The organism is Mannheimia haemolytica (assembly GCF_004342115.1).
GTDB lineage: Bacteria > Pseudomonadota > Gammaproteobacteria > Enterobacterales > Pasteurellaceae > Mannheimia > Mannheimia haemolytica.
Genome location: NZ_SMAC01000003.1, coordinates 15962 through 42685 on the forward strand (window position 1 = coordinate 15962; position 26724 = coordinate 42685).

A 26724-nucleotide genomic window follows, 5' to 3' on the forward strand; every position below is an offset into this window, starting at 1 on the left:
AAGCCACTTATCAGAGCGGACTCATTTTACTTTTTATCTATTTTTGAGGTGTGCAACCTTTATATAAAATTTCACTTGCGGGGCTTTGGATATTTACTGATGCTTTACGGTGGTTGGTAAATTCCATTGGATCACCGTAAAGGCTGAAATTGTTTTCGTCACCAAAGTTAGTGCCGGTTGCATCTGTCGTGTATAGGTTGATCGGCATAAAACGTTTTTTACCGCTTAATTTTGCCTCAGCATAGGTTGGAATGCCTTGTTTATTGAAGCCGTATTTCACGCTTAATTTTTTGCCGTTTTGGCAGCTATACTTAACAGTTGAGGTTTTTACGGTGCTTTCGTGGGCTTCTCTTGCATCACTTTGTTCACCTGCTGCATGGGCTAAATTGCTTACAATCATGGCAGTTGTTGCGAATATCATCAATTTTTTCATATATTCTCCTTTAAATAAGCGTTATCTTAGTTCAGATAACGTATTGTTTAGAAAGTGAGTTTTATATAAAGTTCCATATTTTTTCAAAAAATTGAAATAAAATATCAAAATTACAATGTTTTGCTAGCATAAAATGACAAGGTCTTGTTTTTTGGTAGAATAAGACCTTGTGGAAGGGGTTACAAATTAGAGGCTAAAATCAACCGCTTGGTGTATTCTTGTTGTGGATTTTCAAAAATTTGAGTGACATCACCGCTTTCTACAATCTCACCTTGGCTCATTACAATCACTCGGTCGCTAAGTGCCTTGATGACCGCCAAATCGTGGCTGATGAAAATATAACTTAAGCCGTATTTTTTCTGTAAGCGGTTAAGCAATTCAATTACAGTGATCTGAGTAGAGCGGTCAAGTGCTGAGGTTGGCTCATCAAGCAATACAAATTTCGGCTCTAAAATGATTGCCCTTGCAATCGCAATCCGCTGGCGTTGTCCGCCCGAAAATTCGTGCGGATAGCGGTTAATCATTGCAGGGTTGAGATTAACCTCTTCCAACATTTTCATTACTTTTTCCCGCCGTTCGGTTTTGCTCATTTGAGGGCAATGTACGGTTAAGCCCTCAGCAATAATTTCCCCAACTGTTAAGCGAGGAGAAAGTGAGTTGAACGGGTCTTGGAACACCATTTGCATATCTTTTTTCAGGGCTTGACGTTCGGCTTTATTCAGATTAGCCAGTGTCTTACCTGCAAATGTAATATTGCCGCGATAATCTAAAATCTGCATAATGGCACGCCCAAGGGTAGATTTCCCGGAGCCGGATTCGCCTACAATGCCGAGCGTTTCGCCGGTTTTCAAGTGCAATGAAATATCTTTTAACGCATTAAACACCTTTTTCGGCTTACCGAATAGCGAGCGTTTTAAAATATAATCTACCTTAATATGCTCACCCTGAAGCAAGGTTGGTGCATTTGGCGGTAATTCCCCTTTTAAATTAGTTGGAATCGGGGTAAGTAGCTCCACCGTATAAGGATGTTGCGGATTGGTGAACACAGTTTCCGTTTCGCCTCGCTCAATAATTTCGCCGTTTTGCATTACGCAGACTAAGTCACTGTATTTATGCACCAAGCGTAAATCGTGGGAAATTAAGATAATCGCCATTCCCATATCACGCTGTAAGTCGTGCATTAAATCCAAAATTTCCGCTTGGGTTGTGACATCCAGGGCGGTGGTCGGCTCATCGGCAATCAATAAATCGGGTTTGTTGATAATTGCCATTGCAATCATAATTCGTTGTAGCTGACCGCCGGAAAACTCGTGCGGATAGCAAATCATTTTCTTTTCCGCATCGGGAATTTTTACTTTTTGCAAAGTTTCCAACACCATTTTTTCCGCTTCGGCATTGCTGATTTGCGGATTATGGGTTTGAACCGTCTCAGCAACCTGCTTGCCAATCGGCATATAAGGATTGAGTGAGGTCATTGGCTCTTGGAAAATCATACCGATGCGATCACCTCGAACTGTTTGCATTGCTTTTTCAGATAGAGTAAGCAAGTTTTGTTCTTCAAAAATGATGCTTGAGCGTTCACCGAATGAGACGATATTTTTAGGCAATAACTGCATAATTGCCATTGAAGTAACGGATTTACCCGAACCCGATTCCCCCACAATCGCAAGGGTTTGCCCTTTTTCAATCGAGAACGAGACATTACGCACTGCGTGAACTAATTCTTCGTCCGTTTTTAAATAAACATCGAGATTATTTACTGCTAATAATTCCATTCTAAACCTCTATTTATCTTTTGGATCGAGGGCATCACGCAAGCCATCACCAATAAAATTAAAACAAAACAGTGTTAAACATAAGAAAAAGGCAGGGAAAGCCAGTAGCCAAGGCGAGGTTTCCATTTGTGCCGCTCCGTCGCTTAATAATGCCCCCCAACTGCTCATCGGCTCTTGTGTACCAAGCCCTAAGAAACTTAAGAACGATTCAAACAAAATCAGAGATGGTACTTCAAGGGAGGCATAAACCACCACTAAGCCTAAAACGTTAGGCACAATGTGTCGCCAAATAATTTGACGGCGGGAAACGCCACACACAATCGCTGCTTCCACAAACTCTTTATTTTTAAGCGAAAGAGTTTGACCACGTACAATACGGGCAAGGTTCAGCCACGCTACCATACCGATTGCAATGAAAATCAGGAAAATATTCTGCCCGAAGAACGTAACCAGCAAAATTACGAAGAACATAAATGGGAATGAGCTTAAAATTTCCAGAAAACGCATCATCACCATATCGACTTTACCGCCGAAATAACCGGAAATTGCTCCATAGATTGTACCGATAAGCACCGCAATTAATGCACCGGCAATCCCTACCATTAACGAAATGCGTCCACCGATTGCAACTCGAACCAGCAAATCACGCCCTGAAGAATCAGTACCGAAATAGTGTTGAGATTCAAAATCCGGAGCAATCCCCATCATATTCCAATCGGTATCTTCATAGCTAAACGGCATTAGCATTGGGGCAAAGGTAATAAAAAGAATAATACAACAAAGAATAATCAAACTTGCCACAGCCGCCTTATTTCGGAAAAAACGGCGGCGTGCATCTTGCCATAAACTTCGTCCTTGAATGGTTGAGGTAACCTCAACAAGCGGTTGATTTTTTGAAGAATTTTGCATTTTCCGCTTTACTCCTATGAATAACGAATTTTCGGGTCGATGACCGCATATAAAATATCAACAATCGCATTAAATAAAATGGTGAGCGTACCTACCAAAATGGTTAGGCTTAATACTAATGAATAGTCACGATTTAATGCTCCGTTTACGAACAACTGCCCGATTCCCGGTAAGCCAAACACGCTTTCAATTACCATCGAGCCGGTAATAATGCCAACAAAAGCCGGGCCTAAATAAGTGATCACAGGCAACAATGCCGGACGCAAAGCGTGTTTGAAAATAATTTTACGCATTGGCAAGCCTTTTGCCTTAGCGGTGCGAATAAAATTAGAGTGCAACACCTCAATCATTGAACCACGAGTAATACGGGCAATGCCGGCAACATAGCTAATGGTTAAAGAGAGAACAGGTAAAACCATATAGTAGAGCTGACCACCGTTCCAACCACCGGCAGGCAACCATTTGAGATAAATCGCAAACATGAGTACCAACAGCGGAGCAAAGACAAAGCTCGGCATAATAATACCCGTCATTGAAAAGCCCATCACTAAATAATCCCATTTACTATTTTGCTTAAGTGCAGCGATAGTTCCTGCGGTTAAACCGATAAGCACCGCAAAAATAAAGGCAGTAATGCCCAGTTTTATCGAAACAGGAAACGCAGAAGCAATCAGATTATTTACCGATTGATCTTTATATTTAAAAGATGGACCGAAATCGCCTTTTGACAGATTTTCCATATAAAGAAAATACTGCTTATACAGCGGTTCATTCAGGTGATATTTTGCCTCGATATTTGCCATTACTTTCGGCGGATAGGCTTTCTCACTGGTAAATGGGCTACCCGGGGCAAGCCGCATCAGGAAAAAGGAAAAGGTAATCAGAATTAGTAGGGTTGGAATCGCCTCAAGAAGACGTTTAAAAATAAACTTCAGCATAAGCACCACTCTTTTTAGTTATATTGGTAGGCAATTAATAGCGTAAATTAACGGCTTTGTAAAGATATTGATTAGTTATGGCTATTTTTATAAGAATTAATTATTCTTAAGCGGTTGTTTTTTTAGCTTATTTTTGTAAAAAAATCGGCACTTTAATACTCTTTAAAGTGCCGATTTATGTATACGATTTTTAGACTTTTTTCTTCACAACTAACTGGCTTAATACCACTAATGTTAATGAGAAAATAATCATAATAGTTGCTAGTGCATTCACTTCAGGTGTTACACCTGTTTTAACCAATGAGAAAATTTTCAGTGGTAAAACTTCGTAGCTTGGGCTTGTCACGAAAGATGAAACAATAACGTCATCTAACGAAATCGTAAAGCTTAACAACCAGCCTGAAATAATCGAAGGTAATGCCAGTGGTAAAATAATTTTACGCAAAATAGTCACTTCACTTGCACCTAGGTCTTTTGCAGCTTCTAGCATTTTGCCGTCAAAATCGCTGAGGCGTGAGGAAATTGCAATTACCACATAAGGCAAACAGAAAGTAATGTGTGCAATTAATAGCGAAATAAAGCCTAGCTTGATACCTAAGATCATAAATAATACGAGCATAGATACCGCCATTACGATATCAGGCGACATCATTACCACGAATAACATTCCGCCCACTAGCTTTTTACCACGGAAACGGTAACGGTAAAGCGCAATAGAGGTTAATGCCCCTAAAATGGTTGAGAATGTTGCCGCAAAGAACGCAATAGTTAATGAGTTCAATGTTGCTTGTACAAGCGTATCATTACTGAATAAACGCTCATACCAATTCCAAGTAAAGCCTTTCCAATTTAATCCAAAGCGGTCTTCATTAAAGGAGTTGATCACTAAAATGATAATTGGAATATAGAGATATGCAAAAACAACCAACATAAAAAGGTTTCTAAACATCTTTTTCATTATTCAAGCTCCACCTTTTTATTTAATAATTTGTTTGCACGATAGTAAACATAAAGCATTAATGCCATTAAGATAGTTAATGCAATACTTACTGCTGAACCTAATGCAAATTGGTTGGTATTTAAGAACAAGCTCTTAATAATGTTACCTACTAACGGTGTTTTACCGCCGCCTAATAAATCTGCCACATAGAACATACCCATTGCCGGAAGTAATACTAATAAACAACCTGCGACAATGCCCGGCATTGTTAATGGAATAGTCACTTTAATAAAACGCTGGAAGGCGTTTGCACCTAAGTCTTTTGCAGCTTCTAGTAAGCGGTTATCAATTTTCTCGATTGATGAATAAAGCGGTAGAATCATAAAAGGTAATAGAATGTAAACTAAACCAATAATAATCGCAATTTCTGAGTTTAATAAACGCATTGGCTCGCTGATGATACCTAAAGCCATCAAGCTTTCATTTAAAAAGCCTTTTACGCCTAAGAAAATCTTAATGCCATAAATACGAATCAGTGAGTTAGTCCAAAACGGTAGAACTACTAAAAACAGTAAAAACGGACGAATTCTTTCCGGCATTTTGGCAATAAAAAATGCAAAGGGATAGCCGATGATCAAACAGAAAAAGGTGGCAATGCCCGCCATATATAGCGAGTTCCACAATACTGCTGCATAGGTGTCATTAAACAGTGATTTATAAGCATCAAAACTAAATGCAAAGTCCACAAAATACTGACTTTGACGGTTTTCTGTTAAGAAGCTGATGATTAAAACGAGTACGTTCGGCACTAATACGAAAAGTAATAACCAACCGAAAATAGTTGCGACCGCACCATTTTGGAATTTGTTATTCGCCTTCATCGTTTAACACAACCTCCCAGCCTTCATACCAAGTAAGAGCAACTTTTTGTCCCACTTCGTGGTCAATGTTCGGATCGTCTTCATTGAAGAACTCGCTAACCAATACATTCATACCGTTATGATCTAATCTCACGCTAGACTCTAATGTCATACCTTTGTAGTTACGGTCGATAATATGACCGATAATTGCTTTCGAGCTTTCGTTTTCGTCTAACTCCTCAATCACAATATCTTCAGGGCGTAACAATACTTTTAATTTTTGGTTCGGCTGAACCTCTAAATCTTCCACTTTGATATTGCAAATGCGACCTTCTACGTTTGCTTTTACATTAGTTGCATCAACACGCTCAATTACAGTTGCATCAAAAACGTTAATTTCGCCGATGAAACGAGCTACAAATAAGTTACTTGGCTCTTCGTAAATCTCACGTGGTGTACCGTCTTGAGCGATTTTACCAGCGTTCATTACGATAATACGATCAGACATGGTTAAGGCTTCTTCCTGATCGTGGGTCACAAAAATAAAGGTAATGCCTAATTGACGTTGCAATGCTTTTAATTCATTTTGCATCTCTTTACGCAATTTATAATCTAACGCAGAAAGCGATTCGTCTAACAACAATACTTTCGGTTTATTTACCACCGCACGGGCAATTGCAATACGTTGTTGCTGACCACCGGAAAGCTGAGCCGGTTTTTGTTGAGCGCGGTCTTCTAAACGCACCATTCGTAATGCTTCCATCACACGTGGCTCAATTTCAGCATTTGGCACTTTTTGCATACGCAGCCCGAAAGCCACGTTTTCAAAAATCGTCATATGTGGGAAAAGGGCATAGCTTTGGAATACGGTGTTTACCGGGCGTTGCTCCGCCGGAACGTTAGAAACATCTTGCCCATCAAGAATAATTGAACCTTCAGTTAAATCTTCAAAACCGGCAATTAAACGTAACGCAGTTGTTTTACCACAACCGGAAGGGCCTAAAATTGTTAAAAATTCACCATCGTTAATGGTTAAATTTAAATTTTTAAGAATCGTTTTACTACCGTAGCTTTTTGTTACATTTTTAAGCTCAATGATAGCTTTCTGTTCTACTTTTTCCATCTACTGTTTTTTTCCCTTAAATTAAAAAGAAAAGGAGTTATAAAATCAGGCGTTTGCCCCCAAAAAATCAACTTATAATGATATAGCTAAAGGGGCAAGATTGAAAGGAAAAATTTGCGTTTTGGGGATTTTTCTCTGATGAACAAGCGGTCGGATTTTCAAAGTTTTTTGCAAATTTTCCTGAAAATTCGACCGCTTGTTTTCTTTCCGTTAAAATAGTTGTCAAAATTACTTTTGAATAGATTCAATGAAACTCAATTCTCAACAACAACAAGCAGTAGAATATACCAAAGGGGCTTGCCTTGTGCTGGCTGGTGCCGGCTCGGGTAAGACTCGGGTGATTATTAATAAAATCGCACATTTAATTGCACATTGTGGCTATTCGCCTAAGCAGATTGCAGCAGTAACCTTTACCAACAAAGCTGCTCGGGAAATGCGTGAACGGGTGGCTCATTCTATCGGCAAAGAAAACAGCAAAGGTTTAACCATTTCGACTTTTCACACACTTGGGTTTGAAATTTTAAAACGCGAATATAAATTGCTCGGTTTTAAATCGGGTATGACCTTGTTTGATGAGCAGGATCAAATTGCTTTGCTGAAACATTTATTGCCTGAAAATGTGACGGAAGATAAGGATCTGCTGAAAGCCTTAATTGCCACTATTTCTAACTGGAAAAACGATTTGCTTTCGCCTGAAAGGGTACTTACTCGTGTGCGTGATGAACGTGAGCGAGTGTTTTCACATTTTTATCAGCTCTACCAGAATCAACTTAAGGCTTATAATGCGTTGGATTTTGATGATTTGATTATGTTGCCGGTGTTGCTGTTCCGCCAATTTCCCGAAGCAAAATCTCGTTGGCAACAGAAAATTCGCTATTTGTTAGTTGATGAATATCAAGACACCAACACCAGCCAATATGAGTTAATTAAGCTGATTGTCGGCAACGAGCCAAACTTTACGGTCGTGGGCGATGATGACCAATCAATTTACTCTTGGCGTGGGGCGAAGCCTGAAAATATGCAACGGTTACGGGAAGATTTTGATTTGCAAGTGATTAAACTTGAGCAAAATTACCGTTCCAGCCAGCGGATTCTGCATTGTGCCAATATTCTGATTGATAATAACGATCACTTGTTTAGCAAGCGGCTGTTTTCAGAACTGGGGCAAGGGGAAAAATTACAGGTCATTGAGGCAAAAAATGAGGAACACGAAGCGGAACGCATTGTGGGCGAGCTGATTGCCCATCGTTTCTCGAAAAAGACCAAATACAAAGATTATGCAATTTTGTATCGAGGCAACCATCAATCCCGCTTGTTGGAAAAATTGCTAATGCAAAACCGCATTCCGTATAAAATTTCGGGTGGTACGTCATTTTTTGCTCGAGCGGAAATCAAAGATATGATGGCGTATCTGCGGTTGGTAGTGAATCAAGACGATGATGCAGCTTTCTTGCGTATTGTGAATACGCCGAAACGGGAAATTGGGGCGGCAACGCTAGAAAAATTAGGCATACTTGCTAATGAAAAGCAGGTCAGTTTGTTTGAGGCGATTTTTGATTTTGAACTCATACAACGCCTCACGCCAAAGCCTTACCAAGCCTTACAGGATTTTGCCCGCTGGATTGTGGAAATTGCCGATCAAGCCGATAGATCCGATCCGATTGAAGCAGTAAAAGATCTGTTGGCGAAAATTCAGTATGAAGCCTATTTGTATGAAATGGCGGCGAACCCAAAAGTAGCGGAAATGCAAAGCCGTAATGTGCAGACCTTGTTTGAATGGGTGCAAGCGATGTTAGAGGGCGATGAAATAGAGCCTCCGATGAATTTGGTGCAAGTGGTAAACCGTTTAACCTTGCGAGATATGCTCGAACGTGGCGAAGAGGACGATGAAGCCGATCAAGTTCAACTAATGACTCTTCACGCCTCGAAAGGGTTGGAATTTCCGCACGTTTTCTTAATCGGTATGGAAGAGGGGATTCTGCCACACCAAACCAGCCTTGATGAGGACAATGTAGAAGAAGAGCGGCGTTTGGCTTATGTCGGCATTACCCGAGCCCAACAAACGCTCACGTTTTCACTGTGTAAAGAACGTCGCCAATATGGCGAAATCATCAAACCTGAGCCGAGCCGGTTTTTACTGGAATTGCCACAAGATGATTTGGAGTGGGAAAGTGAAAAGCCAAGAATGACCGAACAGGAAAAAGAGGCAAAATCTTCTGCAAATATTGCAAATTTAATGGCGATGCTGAAAGCAAATAAGAAATAATGGGATAACAAGCGGTCTGATTTTGGTAAAAATTTGCAATTTTTTGCCAGAATCAGACCGCTTGTAAACAATGATTATTCCTCTTCGGTAAAGCGTTTGGCTTTATAAGTCGGATTCATTAAGTTCTCAATCGAGAGAATATCATCGAGTTGTTCTTCGGTGAGTAAGCCTCGCTCAAGCACAACTTCTCGTACACTTTTGCCGGTGGTTGCACAAATTTTGCCGACAATATCACCATTATGGTGGCCGATAAATGGATTGAGGTAGGTCACAATACCAATAGAGCTGAACACATAGTTTTGGCAGATGTCACGGTTAGCGGTAATACCGTCAATACATTTATCACGTAGATTAATACATGCATTGGAAAGCAGCTCGATAGATTCAAACATTGCTTGCCCGATAACCGGCTCCATTACGTTAAGCTGTAATTGACCGGCCTCTGCTGCAAAAGTAACGGTGGTGTCGTTACCAATCACTTTAAAGCACACTTGGTTTACGACTTCAGGTACAACAGGGTTTACTTTTGCCGGCATAATAGATGAGCCGGCTTGTAATTCCGGAAGATTAATTTCATTTAAGCCGGCACGTGGGCCTGATGAAAGTAATCGTAAGTCATTACACACTTTAGAAAGTTTGACGGCGGTGCGTTTTAATGCACCGTGAACCATTACATAAGCACCACAGTCAGATGTTGCCTCAATGAGATTTTCAGACAGTGAGCAAGGCAGTTGCGTGACTTCGGCTAAATATTTGACTGCAAGAGTAGAGTAACCCTCTGGCGTATTCAGACCAGTACCGATAGCGGTTGCGCCTAAATTCACTTCAAGAAGCAATTCTGCCGTCCGTTTAAGGTTACGAACCTCTTCATCTAATAATACGGCAAAAGCTTTAAATTCCTGACCGAGCGTCATTGGCACGGCATCTTGTAACTGCGTTCTTCCCATTTTTAGTACATCGGAAAACTCAGTGGCTTTATTTTCAAATGCAGTTTGTAGGTAAGTGATTTTATTGATTAATTTAGTGATACTGTTATAAACCGCGATGCGGAAACCGGTTGGATAGGCATCATTGGTGGATTGGCTTGCATTAACGTGATCCATTGGATTGACAATATCATATTTACCTTTTGCCTCGCCCAAAATTTCTAATGCAAGGTTGGCAATCACTTCATTGGTATTCATATTCACCGATGTGCCGGCTCCACCTTGATAAACATCTGAAGGGAATTGATCGAGACAGCGTCCTTTCACTAATACTTCATCACAGGCTGCCACAATAGCTTTGGCAATTTTTTTCGGGATTGCACCCAATTCACCATTTGCCAACGCAGTAGCTTTTTTTACCATTACCATGCCACGCACAAATTCAGGTACATCAGAAATGGTGACATTTGAGATATTAAAATTCTCAATCGCTCTTAATGTATGAATGCCCCAATAAGCACTATTAGGTACTTCTCTTTCACCAAGTAAATCGTGTTCAATACGCACATCTGACATATTCATCTCCTTAAAATAAATGACAATCGATTTTGGTAGATAATAACGATTTTAATAGACAAATAATGCGATCTAAATCAAATTTTTTGTGAGCGGACTAGGATATAAATTGGGCTTTCGGATTAAAAAAAGTAATGATAAATTAATATGATGATAAAGCTAAATAAAAGTAAGGCAAGCCAATCAGCCAAGCAAAAGTAGAAAGCACAACAGCGACGTGGAAATACCAATGTTGGGTTTTATGGCGAAAGTATTTCATACCTAGGTAAACACCGATAGCCCCACCTAAGAGGCAAAAAGAGAGGAGAGTAATTTCTGGCACTCGCCATTCTTTTTTGATCGCTTTTTGTTTGTCACTATACATTAAATATAAGGCAGCTAGGTTCATTAAGACAAAGTAGATAGGCCAAAATAGTTGCATTTGCATTCCTCAATAAAAATTTAACCGCTTGCAGATCAGTTACTACAAGCGGTCAATTTTAGCATTTATTTTGCAAATTAGCGGATTTCAACTTGCTCGCTACCGGTGCCTAAGTCTTCAATTTTACCGATAAGCCACGCATTTTCACCACTCTCTTTAAGAAGAGTAAGGGCTTTTTCGACATCTCTCTCAGGTAAGGCTATCACCATTCCGACACCGCAGTTGAAAGTACGGTACATTTCATAACGGCTGATATTGCCTTTTTCCTGTAACCAGCTAAATATCGCCGGCCATTGCCAGCTCGATTCATCAATCACCGCTTTGGCAGATTCCGGCAATACGCGTGGAATATTTTCCCAGAAACCGCCACCGGTTAAGTGAGCGATAGCGTGAACATCAACTTCTTCAACTAATTTTAGGATTGATTTTACATAAATTTTAGTTGGGGCTAATAAGTGTTCGCTTAAGGGTTTGTCTTCCAATAAATCGGTTGCAGGATTGGATCGGCTGACTTCCAATACTTTACGAATTAACGAATAGCCGTTGGAATGCGGGCCACTGGACGCTAATGCAATTAAGGCATCACCGGTTTTCACCGTTGAACCGTCAATGATTTTAGATTTTTCTACCACACCGACACAGAATCCGGCTAAATCGTAATCGCCTTCGTGGTACATTCCCGGCATTTCAGCCGTTTCACCTCCCACTAAAGCACAACCTGAAATCACGCAACCGTCTGCAATGCCTTTGACGACATTGGTGGCTACATCAACCTCTAATTTACCGGTGGCGTAATAATCTAAGAAGAAAAGCGGTTCAGCACCTTGCACGACAAGGTCATTCACACACATCGCTACCAAATCTTGCCCGATAGTATCGTGTTTGTTTAAGTCAATGGCTAAGCGTAATTTTGTGCCGACGCCATCGGTACCGGAAACTAAAATCGGCTCTTTATATTTTGTCGGTAAAGCACATAAAGCACCAAAACCACCTAATCCGCCCATTACTTCAGGGCGACGGGTGCGTTTAACATCAGGCTTGATTCGTTCGACTAACTCGTTTCCTGCGTGAATATCAACGCCGGCATCTTTGTAACTTAGTTGTGTGTTGCTCACTTTAACCTCAACAGTAAATGACTAAAAAACGAAGCCATTATAGCACAAGCAAACGTTTGCGGAATGAAAAAGTGAAAATAAATAGAATGGATTTGATGAATTAGGGGGAAGCTAATTCCCCCTGCAAGCGGTTAAGTTTAGCTGATTTTTTTCGCCAACATTGTCGCAAAACGTAGTTGAATGCGGTTGCCGTTTTCATCAGTTTTGTGTAAATGTCCTAAATCTTCGTTATATTTGACTAATTCCCAACCTTGATAATAATCGGCGAGCTCGCCTTCTTTGAAGGTAAAGGAGAACGGCATCGGGCAAGGGTAGTCATCGGTACTCATTGCACATACGATTAAGTTATAACCGCCGACTTTAGTGTTTTTCTGCATATTCTCAATAATGGCAGGAATGCGTTCACGGTTTAAGAACATCATTACAACAGTGGAAATAATCAGGTCATATTCACCGTTTTGCGAGCCGATAGTTGCCTCGTTAATATCATAAACAGCGGTAGTAATGTTTTGAGCTTGTTCTTTTTCGATCATATAGTTGAGAAAATCAATGCTTTCTTGATTATGATCAACAGCAGTGACATCAAAACCCAGTAAATTCAGATAAAGTGCATTGCGTCCTCGCCCGCAACCTAAATCTAACGCTTTGCCACCTTTGGTATAATTGACGGCATTTAGCACTTCTGAATGGGTAGCGGTCAGATTATATTTTTTAGCAAAATAATCTTCCGGCTTGCAATAGAAAGCCAACTGGCATTCTAAATCGTCAGAAAGAGCTTCAACCTTATGCCAAAGTTGAGGCTCAACCATTGGGCGTTGGTGGTTTGCATCAAAAATATCTTCCTTGATAATTTCTCCCTCTTCGGTTAATTCATAATATTTGAGAGAACCTTTGAGAATGGTGAGTTTTGCCCAAGTTCCGACTTTGGTGTTGTGCTTTTCTTGGAACATTTGTGGTAAGGTTGCTTTTGTCCACACCGGCATTTGTTTGTAGCAAATTAAATTTTCCATTTTGTTTCCTTTTGTCAGTCAAACATAAACGGCAAAATTTTAGCACTGTTTTAAAAACAGGAAATAAAAAATCCGACTAAAAAAGTCGGATTTGATCAAATTTCTGTTAAATATATTTTAGTCAATGTTCACGCTTCTAAATTGGCGGGCAAAATAAACTAAACTGTGGTTCGGCTCTACGTCAATATGGCTCACTTCTACCACAAAAATAGTATGCGTACCCACTGCGTGCGTATTAACAATATTGCCTTGTAAAGCAGAAATAGCACTGCGTAACACAGGCTGATCGTCAAAGCCGTTGTTCCAAATATCCCAACCAAAGCGTTCTTCCATTGTACTTTCTAAAATGGCGGCAAAATGTTTTGCTAAGTCTTCTTGTTCGTGGCTTAACACATTAACGCATACTTTGCCGTTTTGTTGGATAATATCGTGAACGTGGCTGTTTTTATTAATGCAAAATAAGAGCGTTGGTGGGGAATCGGTAACGGAACAAACAGACGAAACCGTCAGCCCTGCTTTGCCGGCTACGCCATTGGTTGTCACAATGCTCACCGCAGAAGATAAGTGAGCCATTGCTTCACGAAATTTAAGCGAGGCTTCTATTGGTTGATTAGTGTCGATATTAGCCATTTTTTCTCCTTTTTATTTTTCTTATTCTTTCCAAACAACGTGATATTCACGGTTTTCTTCATCGTGGGAAATTAAGAAACGGGCGAATACATCGTCCATTTCATCTTGTTCATTGACTAAGCCAACCCAAACTTCGGCAAAGGCATCAGGGTCAATTAAAGTCCCGATTTCTTGATCCCAGTCTTCAGAAGTTTCGACCATTTCCACTGCACCACGCTCTTCAAATTGGAGGTTGAACAGTAAAATATCGGCAGGATCTAAATTTTCGCCTGCCATTTCTAAGAAAATATCGTAGGCAATATCAATGGCTTCATCAGGGGTTAATTTTTTCATTTCGTTATTCTAATTTGAGTGTTAATAAAATGTTAGATAGATAAGTTTTATTTTATATTTTTTAGTTATAAAAAACAAAAAGATTATAGCTGAATCAGACGGCTTACCACCATTCCGGCTGCTTTTTCCTTTAAAATTTGCCAGCCTTGCGGTAGCTCTAATGGCGGGTGATTTTTCTCGGTTTCCACATACAAAATCGCATTCGGGGCGAGCCAGTTATTTTCTGCCAGCAAGTTTAGCACTTGAGGTACAAACCCTTGATGAAAAGGCGGATCGATAAATACGATGTTAAATGGCTCACCGTTATTTTTTTGTGCTAAATAGGCGAGGGTGTCAGTGTGAATAACGCTACCTTGTTCGGATTTTAATGCTTGGAGATTTTTCTTTAACTGGTTGGCAGCATTTGCAAATTTTTCCAAAAAAACGACCGCTTGTGCTTGGCGGGAAAGGGCTTCAATGCCCAGAGAGCCACTGCCTGCAAAGCAATCAAGACAGCGTGAGTGAGCAATGTCGTGCATTAACCAGTTAAACAGCGTTTCTTTTACTCTATCGGTTGTCGGGCGAAGCCCCTCGGCATTTAGTACAGGTAATTTTCTGCCTCGCCACAGTCCGGCGATAACCCGTACTTCGCCCATTTGCTGAACAGATTGGGGGGAATTTCGATTTTTTTTCATACTCACTAAAGGAAAATAAGGGATTTTTTGATAGACTATGTAAGTTTAGTCTATTTTTACGAGAAATGAGAGAAAAATATGTCAGAGAAGAAAAAAGGGTTTTGGTCTTGGCTTGGATTTGGTAAGAAAGAAGAAGCTGAACAGAAAGAGATTCAACAAGAACAAGAAAGTATTCAACCGGAACAGCCTGTTATTGTTGAACCGGAAACTGAGAAGTCGTTTTCTGAAAAATTAGATGAGCTGGAAGATAAAATTGAAGAAAAGGTAGATCAGTTAGAAGACTATTTTGAGGAAAAAGAAGAAAAAATTGAGCAATTTGCTGAGCAAGTAGAAGATACCATTGAACAAAAAGTCGAAGATTTCAAAGAGTTTGTTGAAGAAAAAGTTGAAGAGGCGAAAGCGTTCTTTGATGATGTTGAAGATAAAATCGAACAAACATTTGAAGAACAAAAAGGCGAACAAGCGGTCGAAAATCTTCAAAATATTGCAACTGAGCAGTTAGATCTCAACGAACAAGAGCAAGTTACTTATCAAGTCGAAGAGGCTGTGGCCGAAGAAGTTGCTGAAACTGAATTAGTAAATAATGTTCAAGACACAGTTGAAGAATCTACTATCCAAGATGAATATCAAGAAAAACCGAGTCAAGGCGGTTTCTTCAGCCGTTTAATTCAAGGCTTGATTAAAACCAAGCAGAATATTGGTTCGGGCTTCCGTAATTTCTTCCGTGGCAAGAAAATTGATGATGAGTTATTTGAAGAGCTGGAAGAGCAGTTGCTTGTGGCGGATTTAGGTATGCCGACCACACAAAAAATCATCAACAATTTAACACAACATGCTACCAAGCAACAATTAAAAGATGCAGATTTGTTGTATCAACAGTTGAAAGTGGAACTGGGTGAAGTGCTAAAACCGGTGGCTCAACCGTTAGTGTTGGAAGCGAAAAAACCGTATGTCATTTTAATGGTTGGTGTGAATGGCGTGGGGAAAACCACTACCATTGGCAAACTTGCCCGTAAATTCCAACAAGAAGGCAAATCGGTAATGTTAGCAGCAGGAGACACGTTCCGAGCGGCGGCAGTTGAACAGCTACAGGTTTGGGGAGAGCGAAATAACATTCCGGTGGTGGCACAAAGCACCGGTTCGGATTCTGCCTCGGTGATTTTTGATGCGATGCAATCCGCTGCGGCAAAAGGGATTGACGTGCTAATCGCTGATACTGCAGGGCGTTTGCAAAACAAAAATAACCTGATGGACGAGTTGAAGAAAATTGTGCGGGTGATGAAAAAATATGATGAAACCGCACCGCACGAAATTATGCTTACGCTTGATGCCGGCACTGGGCAAAATGCGATCAGCCAAGCGAAATTGTTTAATGAGGCAGTGGGTTTAACCGGTATCACCTTAACTAAATTAGACGGTACGGCAAAAGGTGGCGTGATTTTTGCGATTGCCGATCAATTCAATATTCCGATCCGCTTTATTGGGGTGGGCGAGAAAATTGAAGATCTACGCCCGTTTAATGCAGAAGAATTTATTGAAGCCTTATTTAGCCACGAGGACGAACAGAATGATTAAATTCACTAATGTGAACAAGGTTTATAAGGGCGGAAAGCCAGCCTTACAGGGCATTGATTTCCACCTACCTGCCGGTGGAATGGCATATATTACCGGGCATTCCGGTGCGGGGAAAAGCACGCTATTAAAATTAATTATGGGGATTGAGCGTGCCAATGGCGGGCAAATTTTGTTTAACGGACACGATATTACCCGACTTGCTCATCATGAATTGCCGTTTTTACGCCGCCAAATCGGGATGGTGCATCAAGATTATCGCTTATTAACCGACCGAACCATTTTGGATAATGTCGCATTACCATTGATTATTTTGGGAATGAACCAAGCGATTGTGGAGCGTGAAGCCCGCATTGCCCTTGAGCGTGTTGGCTTGGCAGATAAAGCGAACTATCTGCCGTTGCACCTTTCCGGCGGTGAGCAACAACGTGTCGATATTGCCAGGGCCATTGTTCATCGCCCAACGCTGTTATTAGCCGATGAGCCAACCGGAAACTTAGATGAAAAGCTCTCGTTTGAAATTTTCCGTTTGTTTGAGGAATTTAATCAAGCCGGCACAACGGTGCTGATTGCCACCCACGATACCAATATTATTTCAAAGCGTCCAAAGCCGTGTTTAGTGCTGGAGCAAGGGCATCTTAAATTTTAAGGAAATATTATGATTCGTTCATTTAGTAAATTAGGTGCTCAAACCAACTACTCTTTAAGAGCGGTTTGGCAAGATTTAATGCAACGCAAGCTCGGCACTTTTCTGACGGTGCTGGTGATTGCGGTCTCACTTACGATTCCAACCGTGAGTTATTTACTTTGGAAGAATACCCACGAGGCAGCAACACAATTTTACCCTGAGCCACAATTAACCGTTTATCTGCACAAAAATTTGGCAGAACACGATGTGAATACCGTTGTTGATCGCATTCGTGCTTTTGAGACGGATAAAATTGAGTCATTTAACTATATTTCCCGCCAACAAAGTTTAGACGAATTTCGTTCTTGGTCAGGCTTTGGTGAAGCGTTAGATATTTTAGATGAAAACCCGTTGCCTGCGGTCGTTACCTTAAAACCGAAAGCAAATTTTAATAATGCTGATACGATGGTGGAGCTACGCAACGGTTTGCAACAAATTAAAGGGGTGCAGGAGGTTCGTTTAGATAACGGCTGGCTGGAAAAATTAACTGCTCTAACTTGGCTGATTGCTCGTATTGCGGTGGTGTGTACCTTATTAATGCTGTTGGCAGTTTTTTTAGTGATTGGAAACAGTGTGCGAACCGATGTTGCCAATAGCAAAGCAGCGATTGAAGTCCAACAAATTTTAGGGGCAACTGATCACTTTATTGCCCGTCCGTTTTTATACACAGGTATGATTTACGGCTTGTTTGGCAGCCTGTTAGCGGTGCTGTTTAGTGCGGTAACGATTAGCTATTTCACCGGTGTAGTGAAGTATGTGACTGATATGTTTACCGTACAATTTGAACTGAACGGATTAGATTTCAGCGAAGCCTTCTTCTTAGTGGTGCTTTGTGTGTTTATTGGCTGGCTGTCGGCAAAAATTGCGACAATGCGAAATATTTTCCGTATTGGTAGTAGAGGCTAATACAAGCGGTTGTTTTTAGAGAAATAATTGCAGATAAAAACCAGTTCCTAGGAACTGGTTTTTTACTATAAGCAATATATTATTGCTGTGGAGCTGGAGCTGGAGCTGGAGCTGGAGCTGGAGCTGGAGCTGGAGCTGGAGCTGGAGCTGGAGCTGGAGCTGGAGCTGGAGCTGGAGCTGGATCATATTTAGCTCTTAATATATTTTCTAACTGTTGCCCTTCTTCAGCTAATTGATTCAATTTTGTTTGTAACTCGCCAAATGCTTTATGTGCTTCCGGTGTAGGATTTTTCTCCATTTTAGCACCTTCTACGATCATCTGAGACCCTAAAGTCAGGACTTCTAAGGTTTTGTCTTTTAGTGCTTTGACTTCATTATTTTGAATATTCAGGGTTTCAGCACTTACCTTAATATGATCAATTTGAGCTAATAATGCGTTATTAACTGTCTCTTGCATTAAGGTAGAATCGGCTTTTTGTTTGTCAGTAAGTGTTTCTGTTGCCGCTTTAATTGCATCATTTAAGGCTTTTTCTTGAGTGTCTTGCCATTCCCGTAACATTTTATAATCTTGAGCGCCGGTATCAGCAGGTTTAACTTCTTCTTTTGACTCTTCTTTCACTTGAACTGGCGATTCTGCTGAGCTCTGTGTTTTGGTAGAATTAGGTTGTTCGCAAGCGGTTAAAAAAAGGGTAAATAATACAGATAGGCTAATTTTAGCGAGCGTGTTCATAGTAATCCTTAGTAATTGCAAAAAAAAGCTAGAGCAAAATACTCTAGCTTTTCATTGAATGGTAAATTATTTAGCTGAGAATCTTTGCTGTAATTCTACGTTTAATTTTTGTAACTCATTACCAGCTTCAATTAAAGACTGAGCTTTTTGTTGTACGGCTTGTAATGCTGCTTGGTCATTTGGTGTAGAGATCGTTTTTACTTGTTCAGAAATCACTTCACTTGAAAGTGTTAAAACTGATTTTGTTTTTTCTTTAAATGTTTTGATTTGTGCATCAGATACTTCAATCGCATCTAAGCTTTTTACAGTTTCTTCTACTTTTTTATTAAATGCACTTAATCCTTCTTGAATTTGTTTAGGATCTTGTGTAGCTAATTTCTTTTGTAGTTCTGCTTGTGCTGTTGCCATTGTGCTTTCTTGTGCCGTATTCCAATCAACTAATTTTTGGTAATCTGCTTTTGCAGCTTCGCTTGGAGCGGCTACAGCTGTTTCAGCAGGTTTGGCTGCTTCTGCAGCAGGAGCTGTTGTAGTTGGTGCAGCTTCAGTTGTTTTTGTAGGTTCTGTCGCCGGTGCTTTTTCTGCTGGTTTATCACAAGCTGCTAAGAATAATGCGACTAAAGCGGTTGCACTGATTTTTGTTAATTTGTTCATTAAAAAATTCCTCAAGAATATAAAAATAAAAGCCAATAAAGGCTGGTTATTGTACCAATAAATAGACAAGTAATCTCCGTATTAGTTCATAAAATCGTTCATCTTTACGTTATTTCGAAAAAATTTACATTTTATAAGTAAATAGCTTGCTGAATAAGCTGCTTTTTCACAAAAGGCAGCTGGTTGGTTAGGCTTAAACCAATTCCTCTGAATAATTTTTTAAGCGGGTGATTGCCGTCAAATAGCTGTTTTAATCCTTCCATTGTGGCTAATAATTTCATCGCTTGGGCTTTACGCTCACGTTCAAATTGGCGTAAATGGCGGTATTCACCAATATCTTGGTTGTTTACCAACTGTTTTTGGATTTCGTTTGCCAGCGTTCTGGCATCGGCAAAGCCTAAATTGACACCAAGTCCCGCCAATGGGTGAATGGTATGAGCGGCATCACCAATCAACGCAATACGAGGTTGGGCAAAGTCACGGCAGAAGCGTGCTGCAAGCGGGTAAATTTCACGCAAACTTTGCACTTCACATAAGCCAAGCTGATTATCGAAGGCAATCGTTAAGGCTTTATTAAATTCGGCTTCGCTTGCATTTTTTAATTCATTGGCTTTGTTTGGTGGCAGCGACCAAACAATCGAGCAGAGATGCTCATCTGCCATTGGCAGAAAAGCAAAAATGCTATCTTCAGCAAAGATTTGACGAGCGGTTTTGCCGTGCTTTTCGGTTGTTTTGACATTACAGACTAAGGCGGTATGTTGATAATCTTTACTGGTAAGCGGCATTTTCATCTGGTTACGCACCCACGAATTTGCACCGTCTGCCCCGACAACCAATTTAGCAGACAGCATTTCGCCGTTATCTAAGGTTAAAAATGCCCCGTTTTCGCTCACGCCCAGAGTTTGGGGGGCGGCGATAATATATTCTACATTAGCTTGTTGAGAAACCTGTTGCCACAATGCGTGTTGAATCACCGCATTTTCCAAAATAAAGCCAAGTTGTGAAAGTCCTAATTGCTTGATTTCATTATCATTATTATCAAAATGGATATTGGCAAAGCTGTCTTTTTCCCACACTTTCATTTCGGTGTAAGGAGAAAGGCGTTGAGCCGGAATGTGTTGAAAAGCACCAATCTGTTCCAGTATTTTTTGGCTTGAAGCATTAATCGCACTTACACGGTGGTAAATCGTATCGGCATCAAATTTGGGCGTGTTTTTCTCAATAATTTTAATTTGGCAATCGACATCTTTGAGCAGTCCGGCAAGAGCCAGCCCAACCATACCGCCGCCAACAATAACAATATCTGCGGATTTCATAAAATCAAATGTAGGGGCGGTGCCCTGTGCCCGCCCTAAAATAGTTGAAATGAGGGCTGGCACAGGACCAGCCCCTACTTATTTAAGATGTTTTTTTATGGTGTTTTTCCAAACTTTTATGCCGAACTTGCACATTTTTGCCTTTTGCTTGGAAATATTTTGCCAGTTGCTCGGCAATAAATACGGAACGATGTTTTCCACCAGTGCAACCAATCGCAATAGTCAGGTAGCTACGGTTATTTTGTTCCAACATCGGCAGCCACATTTCTAAATAATTGCGGGTTTGGTAAATAAAATTATGCACTTCGGTTTGGCGTTCTAAGAAATCAATCACCGGTTGCTCTAAGCCTGTCATTGGGCGAAGCTCCGGATTCCAATGTGGGTTCGGTAAAAAGCGAACATCAAAAACGTAATCGGAATCGGCAGGTAAGCCGTATTTAAAACCGAATGATTGGAAAATAATTTTAAGCTCTTTTTCGGTTGAGCCTTGCAGTATTTGGCGAAGATTTTCCGCTAATTCGTGCGAAGAAAGATGACTGGTGTCAATAATATAATTTGCATTTTGCACCAAAGGCTCAAGCAATTTTTGTTCCAAATCCAATGCACCTTCTAACGAGAGATCGTCTTGGGTGGAAAGCGGGTGGATTCGGCGGGAATCGCTATAACGGCGGATTAAGGTATTGCGTTCGCAATCTAAAAAAATCAGCTTAGCATTTAAAGGCTCAAGCTGGGTAAGCAATTCTTCAATCGCATTAGGCGTATTCGGTAAATTACGAATATCTAAGCTGATGACTGCCGAACGATTTTCTTGAGTAAGGTAGTAGGTTAAGGTTGGAATTAAAGGTAAAGGGATATTATCCACGCAGTAATAACCTGCATCTTCTAATGCTCTTAATGCTACCGATTTACCAGAGCCTGAGCGTCCGCTTATAATGATTAATTCCATATTTCCTCAGTATTATTCTTCATCTTTTAGGTGATTATCAGCATACACCAAAATTTGCCAAATATCTTCTGCGGATTCAGCTGCTCGGAGCTGTTTTAATAACGATTTATCGGTAAGTTTCTGTGCAATTGCAGGTAGGCAACTTTTATACTGTTCGCAGCTATTTTCCGGAAACATCATTGCATAAATTAAATCCACTTCTTTGTTGTCTTGGGCTTCGTAGTCAATCGCTTCTTCCAGCTGTAAAAAGACCGCAATCGGTTTAGTCAGCTCAATATCACCGCAAGCGGGCAATTTTGCATGAGGAAGTGCAATGCCTTGATTTAAGCCGGTTGTGCCTAACTTTTCACGTTTAAATAAATTGCCAAAGCATTCAATAGGGCAGAGTGCTTCAGATTGCTGTTCGGTTTGGTTGATTGATTCAGCCACGATTTTACCCACGAGTTCTAACGCTCGTTTTTTACTTGAAATCAGTACACCTTGGCGAACATTTTCAGGGCTTAGAAATTCGGTTAGTTTTGTCATAATTTTTCATCTAAAGATGAAATCCCCAAAGAGGGGATTTTTTAGAGTTTGAATTGATCGCCTAAATAAACACGTTTTACATCAGGGTTTTCAAGCACTTGCTGTGGTGTGCCGCTGGCAATCATTTCGCCGCTACCGACAATGTAGGCTCTTTCACATACATCTAGAGTTTCACGTACGTTATGGTCGGTAATCAATACCCCTAAACCACGCTCTTTTAAATTGACGATAATTTTTTTAATATCAATTACCGAGATTGGGTCAACCCCAGCAAAAGGTTCATCTAACAGAATAAATTTCGGGTTCGCTGCTAATGCTCGGGCAATTTCCACACGGCGGCGTTCACCACCTGAAAGTGATTGACCTAAACTATTGCGAATATGCTCAATATGGAATTCTGTAATCAGCTCTTCGGCACGCTCTTTACGCTGTTTATCATTGATATTTTTACGCACTTGTAATACCGACATTAAGTTATCGTACACACTTAAACGGCGGAAAATAGATGCTTCTTGCGGTAGATAGCCAATCCCTTGTTTTGCTCTGTCGTGCATTGGTAGTGTGCTGATATCTTGGTCGTCAATACGAATTGTGCCGTGGTCGTGGCGAACCAAACCCACAACCATATAGAAAGTGGTGGTTTTACCTGCGCCGTTCGGACCGAGCAAGCCCACGATTTCACCTGATTTGACATTCAGGCTGACGTCTTTTACCACTTGGCGTTGTTTATAGCTTTTTGCTAAATGTTCGGCATAAAGCACAGACATATCATTTAACCTTATTTTTTCTTGTTATCTTGAAGTTCATTTGGAATTAGCACGGTTTTCACTCGGGTTTTACCGCCACTGGTAGCTTTAAGTTGTTGTTTTTTCACATCATAGGTAATTTTATTGGCTTTAATAAAGCTACCTTGTTGTTTGAGTTCCGCATTGCCAATCAGCGTTAAAAATTCAGAGTTTAAATCATAATGAACGCTGTTGCCTTTACCGTTTACCGGTTTACCGTTATCTAAGGTTTGTTGGAATGTTACAGGTGAGCCTGTAGCGTCAATAGTTTCTTTTTTACCTTCTTGACGGGTAATTTTGACGTTTGCTGCGGTCACTTTAATCGACCCTTGAGTGATAACGACATTATCGCTAAAGGTCACGATATTGTTAGTCATATCTAACGATTGGCTACCTGAATCAATATTAATCGGCTGATCGGTATCGCCTTTTAGAGCATAAGCGGAAAAGCTGCTACCCAGTAACACGCTCACTAAAATAGATTTAAACATTAATTTCATTGTTATTCCTTGTTCCAAGCAAATTATTCTTTGGTTTCTTGAATAATGGTCGGTTCAATGTAAGATTTTACATCTTTTTGCAAAGTCGCAACTTGTTGTTTTAAGTTACCTTTTAATCCAACCCCCGTTGTAGTAAAACCGGAACCTATCGATTTGACCGTACTTTCGGTAAAAATATCCTGTGTATTTAAATCAACAGTTAACGTATCGGTAGTGATTTGTTGCAAACGTGATGCAGGATCTAATGCAACAAGTTTGATATTACCTTTTAAATTTAACATTTTTTCTTTGGTAATTTCTGCATAATCGGCACTGACTTTCCACTGTTTTTGCGTCGACTCTTTGGCAAAAAGCTCAATAAAAGGTTTAAAAAACTCAGTACGCTCAGTAGACTCATAGCGTTTAATTTCAGTAGCTTGAGCGAAATATTGTGGGTTTCCTTTTAGATCATAGACCGTGGTGGACATTTTATTCCCCACATATTCAGGCTGTCCTTCCTTTTTAATAAGCTGATCAAGCCCCGTATTCTCTTTCTCTTGTAAGCTGTAATACCAGCCACCAAGTACGGCAACAATAATCAGTAAAATAACGGTTAAACGTTTGTTCATAATCCAAAAATAATCTAAAAATAGTGTTTGATTGTAGCACAGATTTGAATAGGGATATAGTACAGCGTAAAAAGTGCAAAAAAGTGAGAAAAAATAACCGCTTGTAGGGCTAAAAACTGACAAGCGGTTGAAAACTCAGATTTTTTTGCAACTTTATTTAAAGGTTGCCCAAACAGGGGAGTGGTCAGACGGTTTTTCCATTGCTCGAATGTCTAAATCAATGCCTGTTTCCACGCAACGCTCAGCAAGTGATTTTGAAGCAAGAATTAAATCAATACGCAAGCCACGATTATCATCAAAACCTTTTGAACGGTAGTCAAACCAAGAGAACTTATCGTTCACGTCTGGGTTGCCTGCACGGAAAGTATCAACCAAGCCGTAGCTGTATAAGCGATCTAGCCATTCACGCTCTTCGGGTAAGAATGAACATTTACCGTCACGCAGCCAGCGTTTGCGGTTTGGCTCGCCGATGCCGATATCCAAATCAGTCGGGCTGATGTTCATATCGCCCATAATAATAATCGGATTTTCCGGCTTTAATTCGCTTTCCAAGTAGTTCTGCAAATCAGCATAGAATTTTTGTTTTGCCGGGAATTTGGTTTCGTGGCTGCGATTTTCCCCCTGTGGGAAATAGCCGTTTAATACGGTTAGCACGCCGAAATCGGTCTCGATATCCGCCATAATCATTCGTTTTTGAGCATCAAGCACATCTGTCGGGAAGCCTTTACGCACCGCTATAGGCTCTTTTTTAGTCAGTAATGCCACGCCGTAATGACCTTTCTGCCCGTGGTGGAAAACGTGGTAGCCCAAGTGATTGACTAAATCGTAAGGGAAGTCTTCATCAGCGACTTTGATTTCTTGTAAACCGAGTACATCAGGCTGGTGTTTTTCGATAATAGCTTCCAGTTGATGTGGTCTGGCTCGTAATCCGTTGATATTAAAAGAAATAAATTTCATTGATAATCCTAATCGTAGGGTTTGCAAAATAAAGAAGAAAATAGACCGCTTGTAATGGCTACAAGCGGTCATTTTTAGCAAAATTTTTGCATATTATAGCTTAAAGTGTCATTGCTGCAATCCAACCGAACACTAATAATGGAAGATTAAAGTGGATAAAGGTTGGTACTACAGAATCCCAAATGTGATCGTGTTTACCATCTGCATTCAAACCGGAGGTTGGACCTAGTGTGGAATCTGATGCCGGAGAACCTGCATCACCAAGTGCAGCAGCAACACCGACAATCGCCATTGTTGCTAGTGGCGAAAAACCAAATGAAACACAAAGTGGTACATAAATTGAGGTAATGATCGGCACTGTGGAGAATGAAGAGCCGATCCCCATCGTAATAAATAAACCAACGACTAACATTAACAATGCAGCCATTTCTTTTGATGAAATCACATCACGCAGGCTTTCAACCAACGCTGGCACGCCACCGGTTGAATTGACGACACCGGCAAAGCCAGAAGCAGCAATCATTACAAAACCAATCATCGCCATTAAACGTAAACCAGCTTGGAAGACATCGTTACTTTCTTTCAATCTAAACACACCACCTAAGGCAAAAATAGCTAGCCCGACTAAACCACCAATAATGGTCGAATTTGTTGCCAATTGCACTGAACAGGTTGCAATAATGGCTAAAATACTAATGCCGATATGGAATGGTTTGACATTTGCGACACGAGCTTCAATATCATCTGAGGTTGGCTCAGGTTTATCTTCAATATAGACACGAGGTTTGCGATACGACACAAAGAAAGCAAATAATAGACCTAAGATCATACCTGATACAGGGATTAACATCGCTTTGGTCATTTCCGCTGTGGTAGTCACTAATTGGAACGGTTCACCTGCTTGGTTGATATTTTTAACTAAGATGCTTTCAATAAAGATCTGCCCGAAACCCGCCGGAATTAACATATAAGTAGCAGTTAAACCAAAGGTTAAAGCACAGGCTACTGCACGGCGGTCAATTTGCAATTTATTCATTACGCTTAATAGTGGCGGAATTAAAATAGGAATAAAGGCAATATGAATCGGGATTAAGTTTTGTGATGACATCGCAAACGCCACTAACACAAATAATACGATGTATTTAAACCAAGTGACAGAGCGACCAGACGGGCTGTGACCAAAGGATTTGATCACTTTATAGGCTAATAAATCGGTCACGCCTGATTTTGATAGAGCTACGGCAAACGCACCAAGAACGGCATAGTTCATAGCAGTTTCCGCACCCCCACCTAAACCACCAGTAAAACTTTTTATTGTTTTTTCCAATGCTTCGGTAAATCCAGCCTCTTCTACACCAAGATTACCGATTAGACCGCAAGTAAGGGCAGAAATAATAAGTGCGATTACTACATTAATTCTAAGCAAGCTTAGGATTAACAGCACGATAATCGAAATAAAGACTTCGTTTGATAACATTGTGTTTGATCCTTAGGTTATTTAAATAATTGTTTAATTTACTGTAAAAAAAAGTATTGTCGAGAATTTTTTTTAAATTCAGGAACTTTTTTGAAGTTCATCTTGGAGTAATACTATCAATATTTTATTTTTTT

At 40.4% G+C, this 26724-nt stretch carries 28 protein-coding genes; 4 read left to right on the plus strand and 24 right to left on the minus strand.

What is annotated here, in order from left to right; translation table 11 throughout:
• Window positions 1–37: 37 nt before the first annotated feature.
• The 7 genes from EDC41_RS01470 to potA form a co-directional block, all read right to left on the minus strand.
• A complete protein-coding gene (locus EDC41_RS01470; RefSeq protein WP_006249916.1) occupies window positions 38–433 on the minus strand; it encodes an ACP-like domain-containing protein in 396 nt (131 codons plus the stop codon).
• Window positions 434–612: 179 nt separating this feature from the next.
• The gene (locus EDC41_RS01475; protein WP_006249917.1) at window positions 613–2208 is read right to left on the minus strand and encodes an ABC transporter ATP-binding protein; all 1596 of its coding nucleotides are present in this window, start codon (window positions 2206–2208) and stop codon (window positions 613–615) included.
• A gap of 9 nt (window positions 2209–2217) precedes the next feature.
• A complete protein-coding gene (oppC, locus tag EDC41_RS01480; RefSeq protein ID WP_006249918.1) occupies window positions 2218–3117 on the minus strand; it encodes an oligopeptide ABC transporter permease OppC in 900 nt (299 codons plus the stop codon).
• A 14-nt stretch (window positions 3118–3131) separates the two neighbouring features.
• Complete coding sequence (gene oppB, locus EDC41_RS01485; protein WP_006249919.1) at window positions 3132–4055, minus strand: oligopeptide ABC transporter permease OppB; 924 nt, start codon at window positions 4053–4055, stop codon at window positions 3132–3134.
• A gap of 190 nt (window positions 4056–4245) precedes the next feature.
• Window positions 4246–5013 carry a spermidine/putrescine ABC transporter permease PotC gene (potC, locus tag EDC41_RS01490; protein ID WP_006249920.1) on the minus strand — a complete coding sequence of 256 codons (768 nt, stop codon included), beginning with the start codon at window positions 5011–5013 and terminating at the stop codon, window positions 4246–4248.
• A complete protein-coding gene (gene potB / locus EDC41_RS01495; protein ID WP_006249921.1) occupies window positions 5013–5876 on the minus strand; it encodes a spermidine/putrescine ABC transporter permease PotB in 864 nt (287 codons plus the stop codon). Before potB ends, potC begins: the two co-directional genes overlap by 1 nt.
• Window positions 5863–6978 carry a spermidine/putrescine ABC transporter ATP-binding protein PotA gene (gene potA, locus EDC41_RS01500; protein ID WP_006249922.1) on the minus strand — a complete coding sequence of 372 codons (1116 nt, stop codon included), beginning with the start codon at window positions 6976–6978 and terminating at the stop codon, window positions 5863–5865. The genes potB and potA overlap by 14 nt, the downstream gene beginning before the upstream one ends.
• Before the next feature lie 247 nt (window positions 6979–7225).
• Between potA and rep the strand changes: the two genes are divergently transcribed.
• A complete protein-coding gene (rep, locus tag EDC41_RS01505; protein WP_006252143.1) occupies window positions 7226–9244 on the plus strand; it encodes a DNA helicase Rep in 2019 nt (672 codons plus the stop codon).
• Window positions 9245–9318: 74 nt separating this feature from the next.
• Here the strand turns inward: rep and aspA are convergent, their stop codons facing one another.
• From aspA to rsmD, 7 genes are all read right to left on the minus strand, one after another.
• Window positions 9319–10746, minus strand: coding sequence for an aspartate ammonia-lyase (gene aspA / locus EDC41_RS01510; protein WP_006249925.1), 1428 nt, complete (start codon window positions 10744–10746; stop codon window positions 9319–9321).
• Between the two features lie 142 nt (window positions 10747–10888).
• Window positions 10889–11167 (minus strand): DUF1294 domain-containing protein, encoded by a 279-nt coding sequence (locus EDC41_RS01515; protein ID WP_006249926.1) that lies wholly within the window; start codon window positions 11165–11167, stop codon window positions 10889–10891.
• Between the two features lie 77 nt (window positions 11168–11244).
• Window positions 11245–12282 (minus strand): phosphoribosylformylglycinamidine cyclo-ligase, encoded by a 1038-nt coding sequence (purM, locus tag EDC41_RS01520; protein ID WP_006249927.1) that lies wholly within the window; start codon window positions 12280–12282, stop codon window positions 11245–11247.
• 137 nt (window positions 12283–12419) lie between these two features.
• On the minus strand, window positions 12420–13292 hold the full coding sequence (tehB, locus tag EDC41_RS01525) for an SAM-dependent methyltransferase TehB (protein ID WP_006249928.1): 873 nt from the start codon (window positions 13290–13292) through the stop codon (window positions 12420–12422).
• Between the two features lie 117 nt (window positions 13293–13409).
• Window positions 13410–13922 carry a 4-hydroxyphenylacetate 3-monooxygenase, reductase component gene (hpaC, locus tag EDC41_RS01530; RefSeq protein WP_006252146.1) on the minus strand — a complete coding sequence of 171 codons (513 nt, stop codon included), beginning with the start codon at window positions 13920–13922 and terminating at the stop codon, window positions 13410–13412.
• A gap of 21 nt (window positions 13923–13943) precedes the next feature.
• Window positions 13944–14255: an HI1450 family dsDNA-mimic protein gene (locus tag EDC41_RS01535; protein ID WP_006252147.1), complete on the minus strand. Its 312-nt coding sequence runs from the start codon at window positions 14253–14255 to the stop codon at window positions 13944–13946.
• 83 nt (window positions 14256–14338) lie between these two features.
• Window positions 14339–14929, minus strand: a complete 591-nt coding sequence (gene rsmD, locus EDC41_RS01540; RefSeq protein ID WP_006249931.1) for a 16S rRNA (guanine(966)-N(2))-methyltransferase RsmD — start codon at window positions 14927–14929, stop codon at window positions 14339–14341.
• 78 nt (window positions 14930–15007) lie between these two features.
• Here rsmD and ftsY point away from each other — a divergent pair, with 78 nt between their 5' ends.
• From ftsY to ftsX, 3 genes are read left to right on the plus strand one after another with little or no spacing between them, the layout of a single operon-like run.
• A complete protein-coding gene (gene ftsY / locus EDC41_RS01545) occupies window positions 15008–16504 on the plus strand; it encodes a signal recognition particle-docking protein FtsY (RefSeq protein WP_006249932.1) in 1497 nt (498 codons plus the stop codon).
• On the plus strand, window positions 16497–17150 hold the full coding sequence (gene ftsE / locus EDC41_RS01550) for a cell division ATP-binding protein FtsE (RefSeq protein WP_006249933.1): 654 nt from the start codon (window positions 16497–16499) through the stop codon (window positions 17148–17150). Before ftsY ends, ftsE begins: the two co-directional genes overlap by 8 nt.
• Window positions 17151–17159: 9 nt before the next feature.
• Window positions 17160–18095 (plus strand): permease-like cell division protein FtsX, encoded by a 936-nt coding sequence (gene ftsX / locus EDC41_RS01555; RefSeq protein WP_006249934.1) that lies wholly within the window; start codon window positions 17160–17162, stop codon window positions 18093–18095.
• 79 nt (window positions 18096–18174) lie between these two features.
• On the opposite strand, the gene EDC41_RS13650 is transcribed toward ftsX, so the two are convergent.
• The 10 genes from EDC41_RS13650 to EDC41_RS01605 all read right to left on the minus strand — a co-directional run bounded on the left by EDC41_RS13650 (window position 18175) and on the right by EDC41_RS01605 (window position 26590).
• Window positions 18175–18825: a hypothetical protein gene (locus tag EDC41_RS13650; RefSeq protein WP_020824194.1), complete on the minus strand. Its 651-nt coding sequence runs from the start codon at window positions 18823–18825 to the stop codon at window positions 18175–18177.
• Between the two features lie 66 nt (window positions 18826–18891).
• Window positions 18892–19476: a hypothetical protein gene (locus EDC41_RS01565; RefSeq protein ID WP_006249936.1), complete on the minus strand. Its 585-nt coding sequence runs from the start codon at window positions 19474–19476 to the stop codon at window positions 18892–18894.
• A 131-nt stretch (window positions 19477–19607) separates the two neighbouring features.
• Entirely contained in the window at window positions 19608–20792 is a 1185-nt protein-coding gene (locus tag EDC41_RS01570) for an FAD-dependent monooxygenase (protein ID WP_006249937.1), read from the minus strand.
• Window positions 20793–20874: 82 nt separating this feature from the next.
• Window positions 20875–21738, minus strand: coding sequence for an RNase adapter RapZ (gene rapZ, locus EDC41_RS01575; RefSeq protein ID WP_006252150.1), 864 nt, complete (start codon window positions 21736–21738; stop codon window positions 20875–20877).
• 12 nt (window positions 21739–21750) lie between these two features.
• Window positions 21751–22263, minus strand: a complete 513-nt coding sequence (locus tag EDC41_RS01580; RefSeq protein WP_006249939.1) for a PTS sugar transporter subunit IIA — start codon at window positions 22261–22263, stop codon at window positions 21751–21753.
• Window positions 22264–22304: 41 nt separating this feature from the next.
• Window positions 22305–23030: an LPS export ABC transporter ATP-binding protein gene (lptB, locus tag EDC41_RS01585; protein WP_006249940.1), complete on the minus strand. Its 726-nt coding sequence runs from the start codon at window positions 23028–23030 to the stop codon at window positions 22305–22307.
• An 11-nt stretch (window positions 23031–23041) separates the two neighbouring features.
• Window positions 23042–23548 (minus strand): lipopolysaccharide transport periplasmic protein LptA, encoded by a 507-nt coding sequence (gene lptA, locus EDC41_RS01590; RefSeq protein ID WP_006252151.1) that lies wholly within the window; start codon window positions 23546–23548, stop codon window positions 23042–23044.
• A gap of 23 nt (window positions 23549–23571) precedes the next feature.
• Window positions 23572–24156, minus strand: coding sequence for an LPS export ABC transporter periplasmic protein LptC (gene lptC / locus EDC41_RS01595; RefSeq protein WP_006252152.1), 585 nt, complete (start codon window positions 24154–24156; stop codon window positions 23572–23574).
• 153 nt (window positions 24157–24309) lie between these two features.
• Window positions 24310–25113: an exodeoxyribonuclease III gene (xthA, locus tag EDC41_RS01600; RefSeq protein ID WP_006253743.1), complete on the minus strand. Its 804-nt coding sequence runs from the start codon at window positions 25111–25113 to the stop codon at window positions 24310–24312.
• A 100-nt stretch (window positions 25114–25213) separates the two neighbouring features.
• On the minus strand, window positions 25214–26590 hold the full coding sequence (locus EDC41_RS01605; RefSeq protein WP_006252157.1) for a Na+/H+ antiporter family protein: 1377 nt from the start codon (window positions 26588–26590) through the stop codon (window positions 25214–25216).
• Window positions 26591–26724: the final 134 nt, after the last annotated feature.

What these genes read in the sequence shown, in the direction of transcription:
- EDC41_RS01470 (WP_006249916.1), bottom strand. Translation starts at nt 433, where the DNA reads ATGAAAAAATTGATGATATTCGCAACAACTGCCATGATTGTAAGCAAT.
- EDC41_RS01475 (WP_006249917.1), bottom strand. Translation starts at nt 2,208, where the DNA reads ATGGAATTATTAGCAGTAAATAATCTCGATGTTTATTTAAAAACGGAC.
- oppC (WP_006249918.1), bottom strand. Translation starts at nt 3,117, where the DNA reads ATGCAAAATTCTTCAAAAAATCAACCGCTTGTTGAGGTTACCTCAACC.
- oppB (WP_006249919.1), bottom strand. Translation starts at nt 4,055, where the DNA reads ATGCTGAAGTTTATTTTTAAACGTCTTCTTGAGGCGATTCCAACCCTA.
- potC (WP_006249920.1), bottom strand. Translation starts at nt 5,013, where the DNA reads ATGAAAAAGATGTTTAGAAACCTTTTTATGTTGGTTGTTTTTGCATAT.
- potB (WP_006249921.1), bottom strand. Translation starts at nt 5,876, where the DNA reads ATGAAGGCGAATAACAAATTCCAAAATGGTGCGGTCGCAACTATTTTC.
- potA (WP_006249922.1), bottom strand. Translation starts at nt 6,978, where the DNA reads ATGGAAAAAGTAGAACAGAAAGCTATCATTGAGCTTAAAAATGTAACA.
- rep (WP_006252143.1), top strand. Translation starts at nt 7,226, where the DNA reads ATGAAACTCAATTCTCAACAACAACAAGCAGTAGAATATACCAAAGGG.
- aspA (WP_006249925.1), bottom strand. Translation starts at nt 10,746, where the DNA reads ATGTCAGATGTGCGTATTGAACACGATTTACTTGGTGAAAGAGAAGTA.
- EDC41_RS01515 (WP_006249926.1), bottom strand. Translation starts at nt 11,167, where the DNA reads ATGCAACTATTTTGGCCTATCTACTTTGTCTTAATGAACCTAGCTGCC.
- tehB (WP_006249928.1), bottom strand. Translation starts at nt 13,292, where the DNA reads ATGGAAAATTTAATTTGCTACAAACAAATGCCGGTGTGGACAAAAGCA.
- hpaC (WP_006252146.1), bottom strand. Translation starts at nt 13,922, where the DNA reads ATGGCTAATATCGACACTAATCAACCAATAGAAGCCTCGCTTAAATTT.
- EDC41_RS01535 (WP_006252147.1), bottom strand. Translation starts at nt 14,255, where the DNA reads ATGAAAAAATTAACCCCTGATGAAGCCATTGATATTGCCTACGATATT.
- rsmD (WP_006249931.1), bottom strand. Translation starts at nt 14,929, where the DNA reads ATGAAAAAAAATCGAAATTCCCCCCAATCTGTTCAGCAAATGGGCGAA.
- ftsY (WP_006249932.1), top strand. Translation starts at nt 15,008, where the DNA reads ATGTCAGAGAAGAAAAAAGGGTTTTGGTCTTGGCTTGGATTTGGTAAG.
- ftsE (WP_006249933.1), top strand. Translation starts at nt 16,497, where the DNA reads ATGATTAAATTCACTAATGTGAACAAGGTTTATAAGGGCGGAAAGCCA.
- ftsX (WP_006249934.1), top strand. Translation starts at nt 17,160, where the DNA reads ATGATTCGTTCATTTAGTAAATTAGGTGCTCAAACCAACTACTCTTTA.
- EDC41_RS13650 (WP_020824194.1), bottom strand. Translation starts at nt 18,825, where the DNA reads ATGAACACGCTCGCTAAAATTAGCCTATCTGTATTATTTACCCTTTTT.
- EDC41_RS01565 (WP_006249936.1), bottom strand. Translation starts at nt 19,476, where the DNA reads ATGAACAAATTAACAAAAATCAGTGCAACCGCTTTAGTCGCATTATTC.
- EDC41_RS01570 (WP_006249937.1), bottom strand. Translation starts at nt 20,792, where the DNA reads ATGAAATCCGCAGATATTGTTATTGTTGGCGGCGGTATGGTTGGGCTG.
- rapZ (WP_006252150.1), bottom strand. Translation starts at nt 21,738, where the DNA reads ATGGAATTAATCATTATAAGCGGACGCTCAGGCTCTGGTAAATCGGTA.
- EDC41_RS01580 (WP_006249939.1), bottom strand. Translation starts at nt 22,263, where the DNA reads ATGACAAAACTAACCGAATTTCTAAGCCCTGAAAATGTTCGCCAAGGT.
- lptB (WP_006249940.1), bottom strand. Translation starts at nt 23,030, where the DNA reads ATGTCTGTGCTTTATGCCGAACATTTAGCAAAAAGCTATAAACAACGC.
- lptA (WP_006252151.1), bottom strand. Translation starts at nt 23,548, where the DNA reads ATGAAATTAATGTTTAAATCTATTTTAGTGAGCGTGTTACTGGGTAGC.
- lptC (WP_006252152.1), bottom strand. Translation starts at nt 24,156, where the DNA reads ATGAACAAACGTTTAACCGTTATTTTACTGATTATTGTTGCCGTACTT.
- xthA (WP_006253743.1), bottom strand. Translation starts at nt 25,113, where the DNA reads ATGAAATTTATTTCTTTTAATATCAACGGATTACGAGCCAGACCACAT.
- EDC41_RS01605 (WP_006252157.1), bottom strand. Translation starts at nt 26,590, where the DNA reads ATGTTATCAAACGAAGTCTTTATTTCGATTATCGTGCTGTTAATCCTA.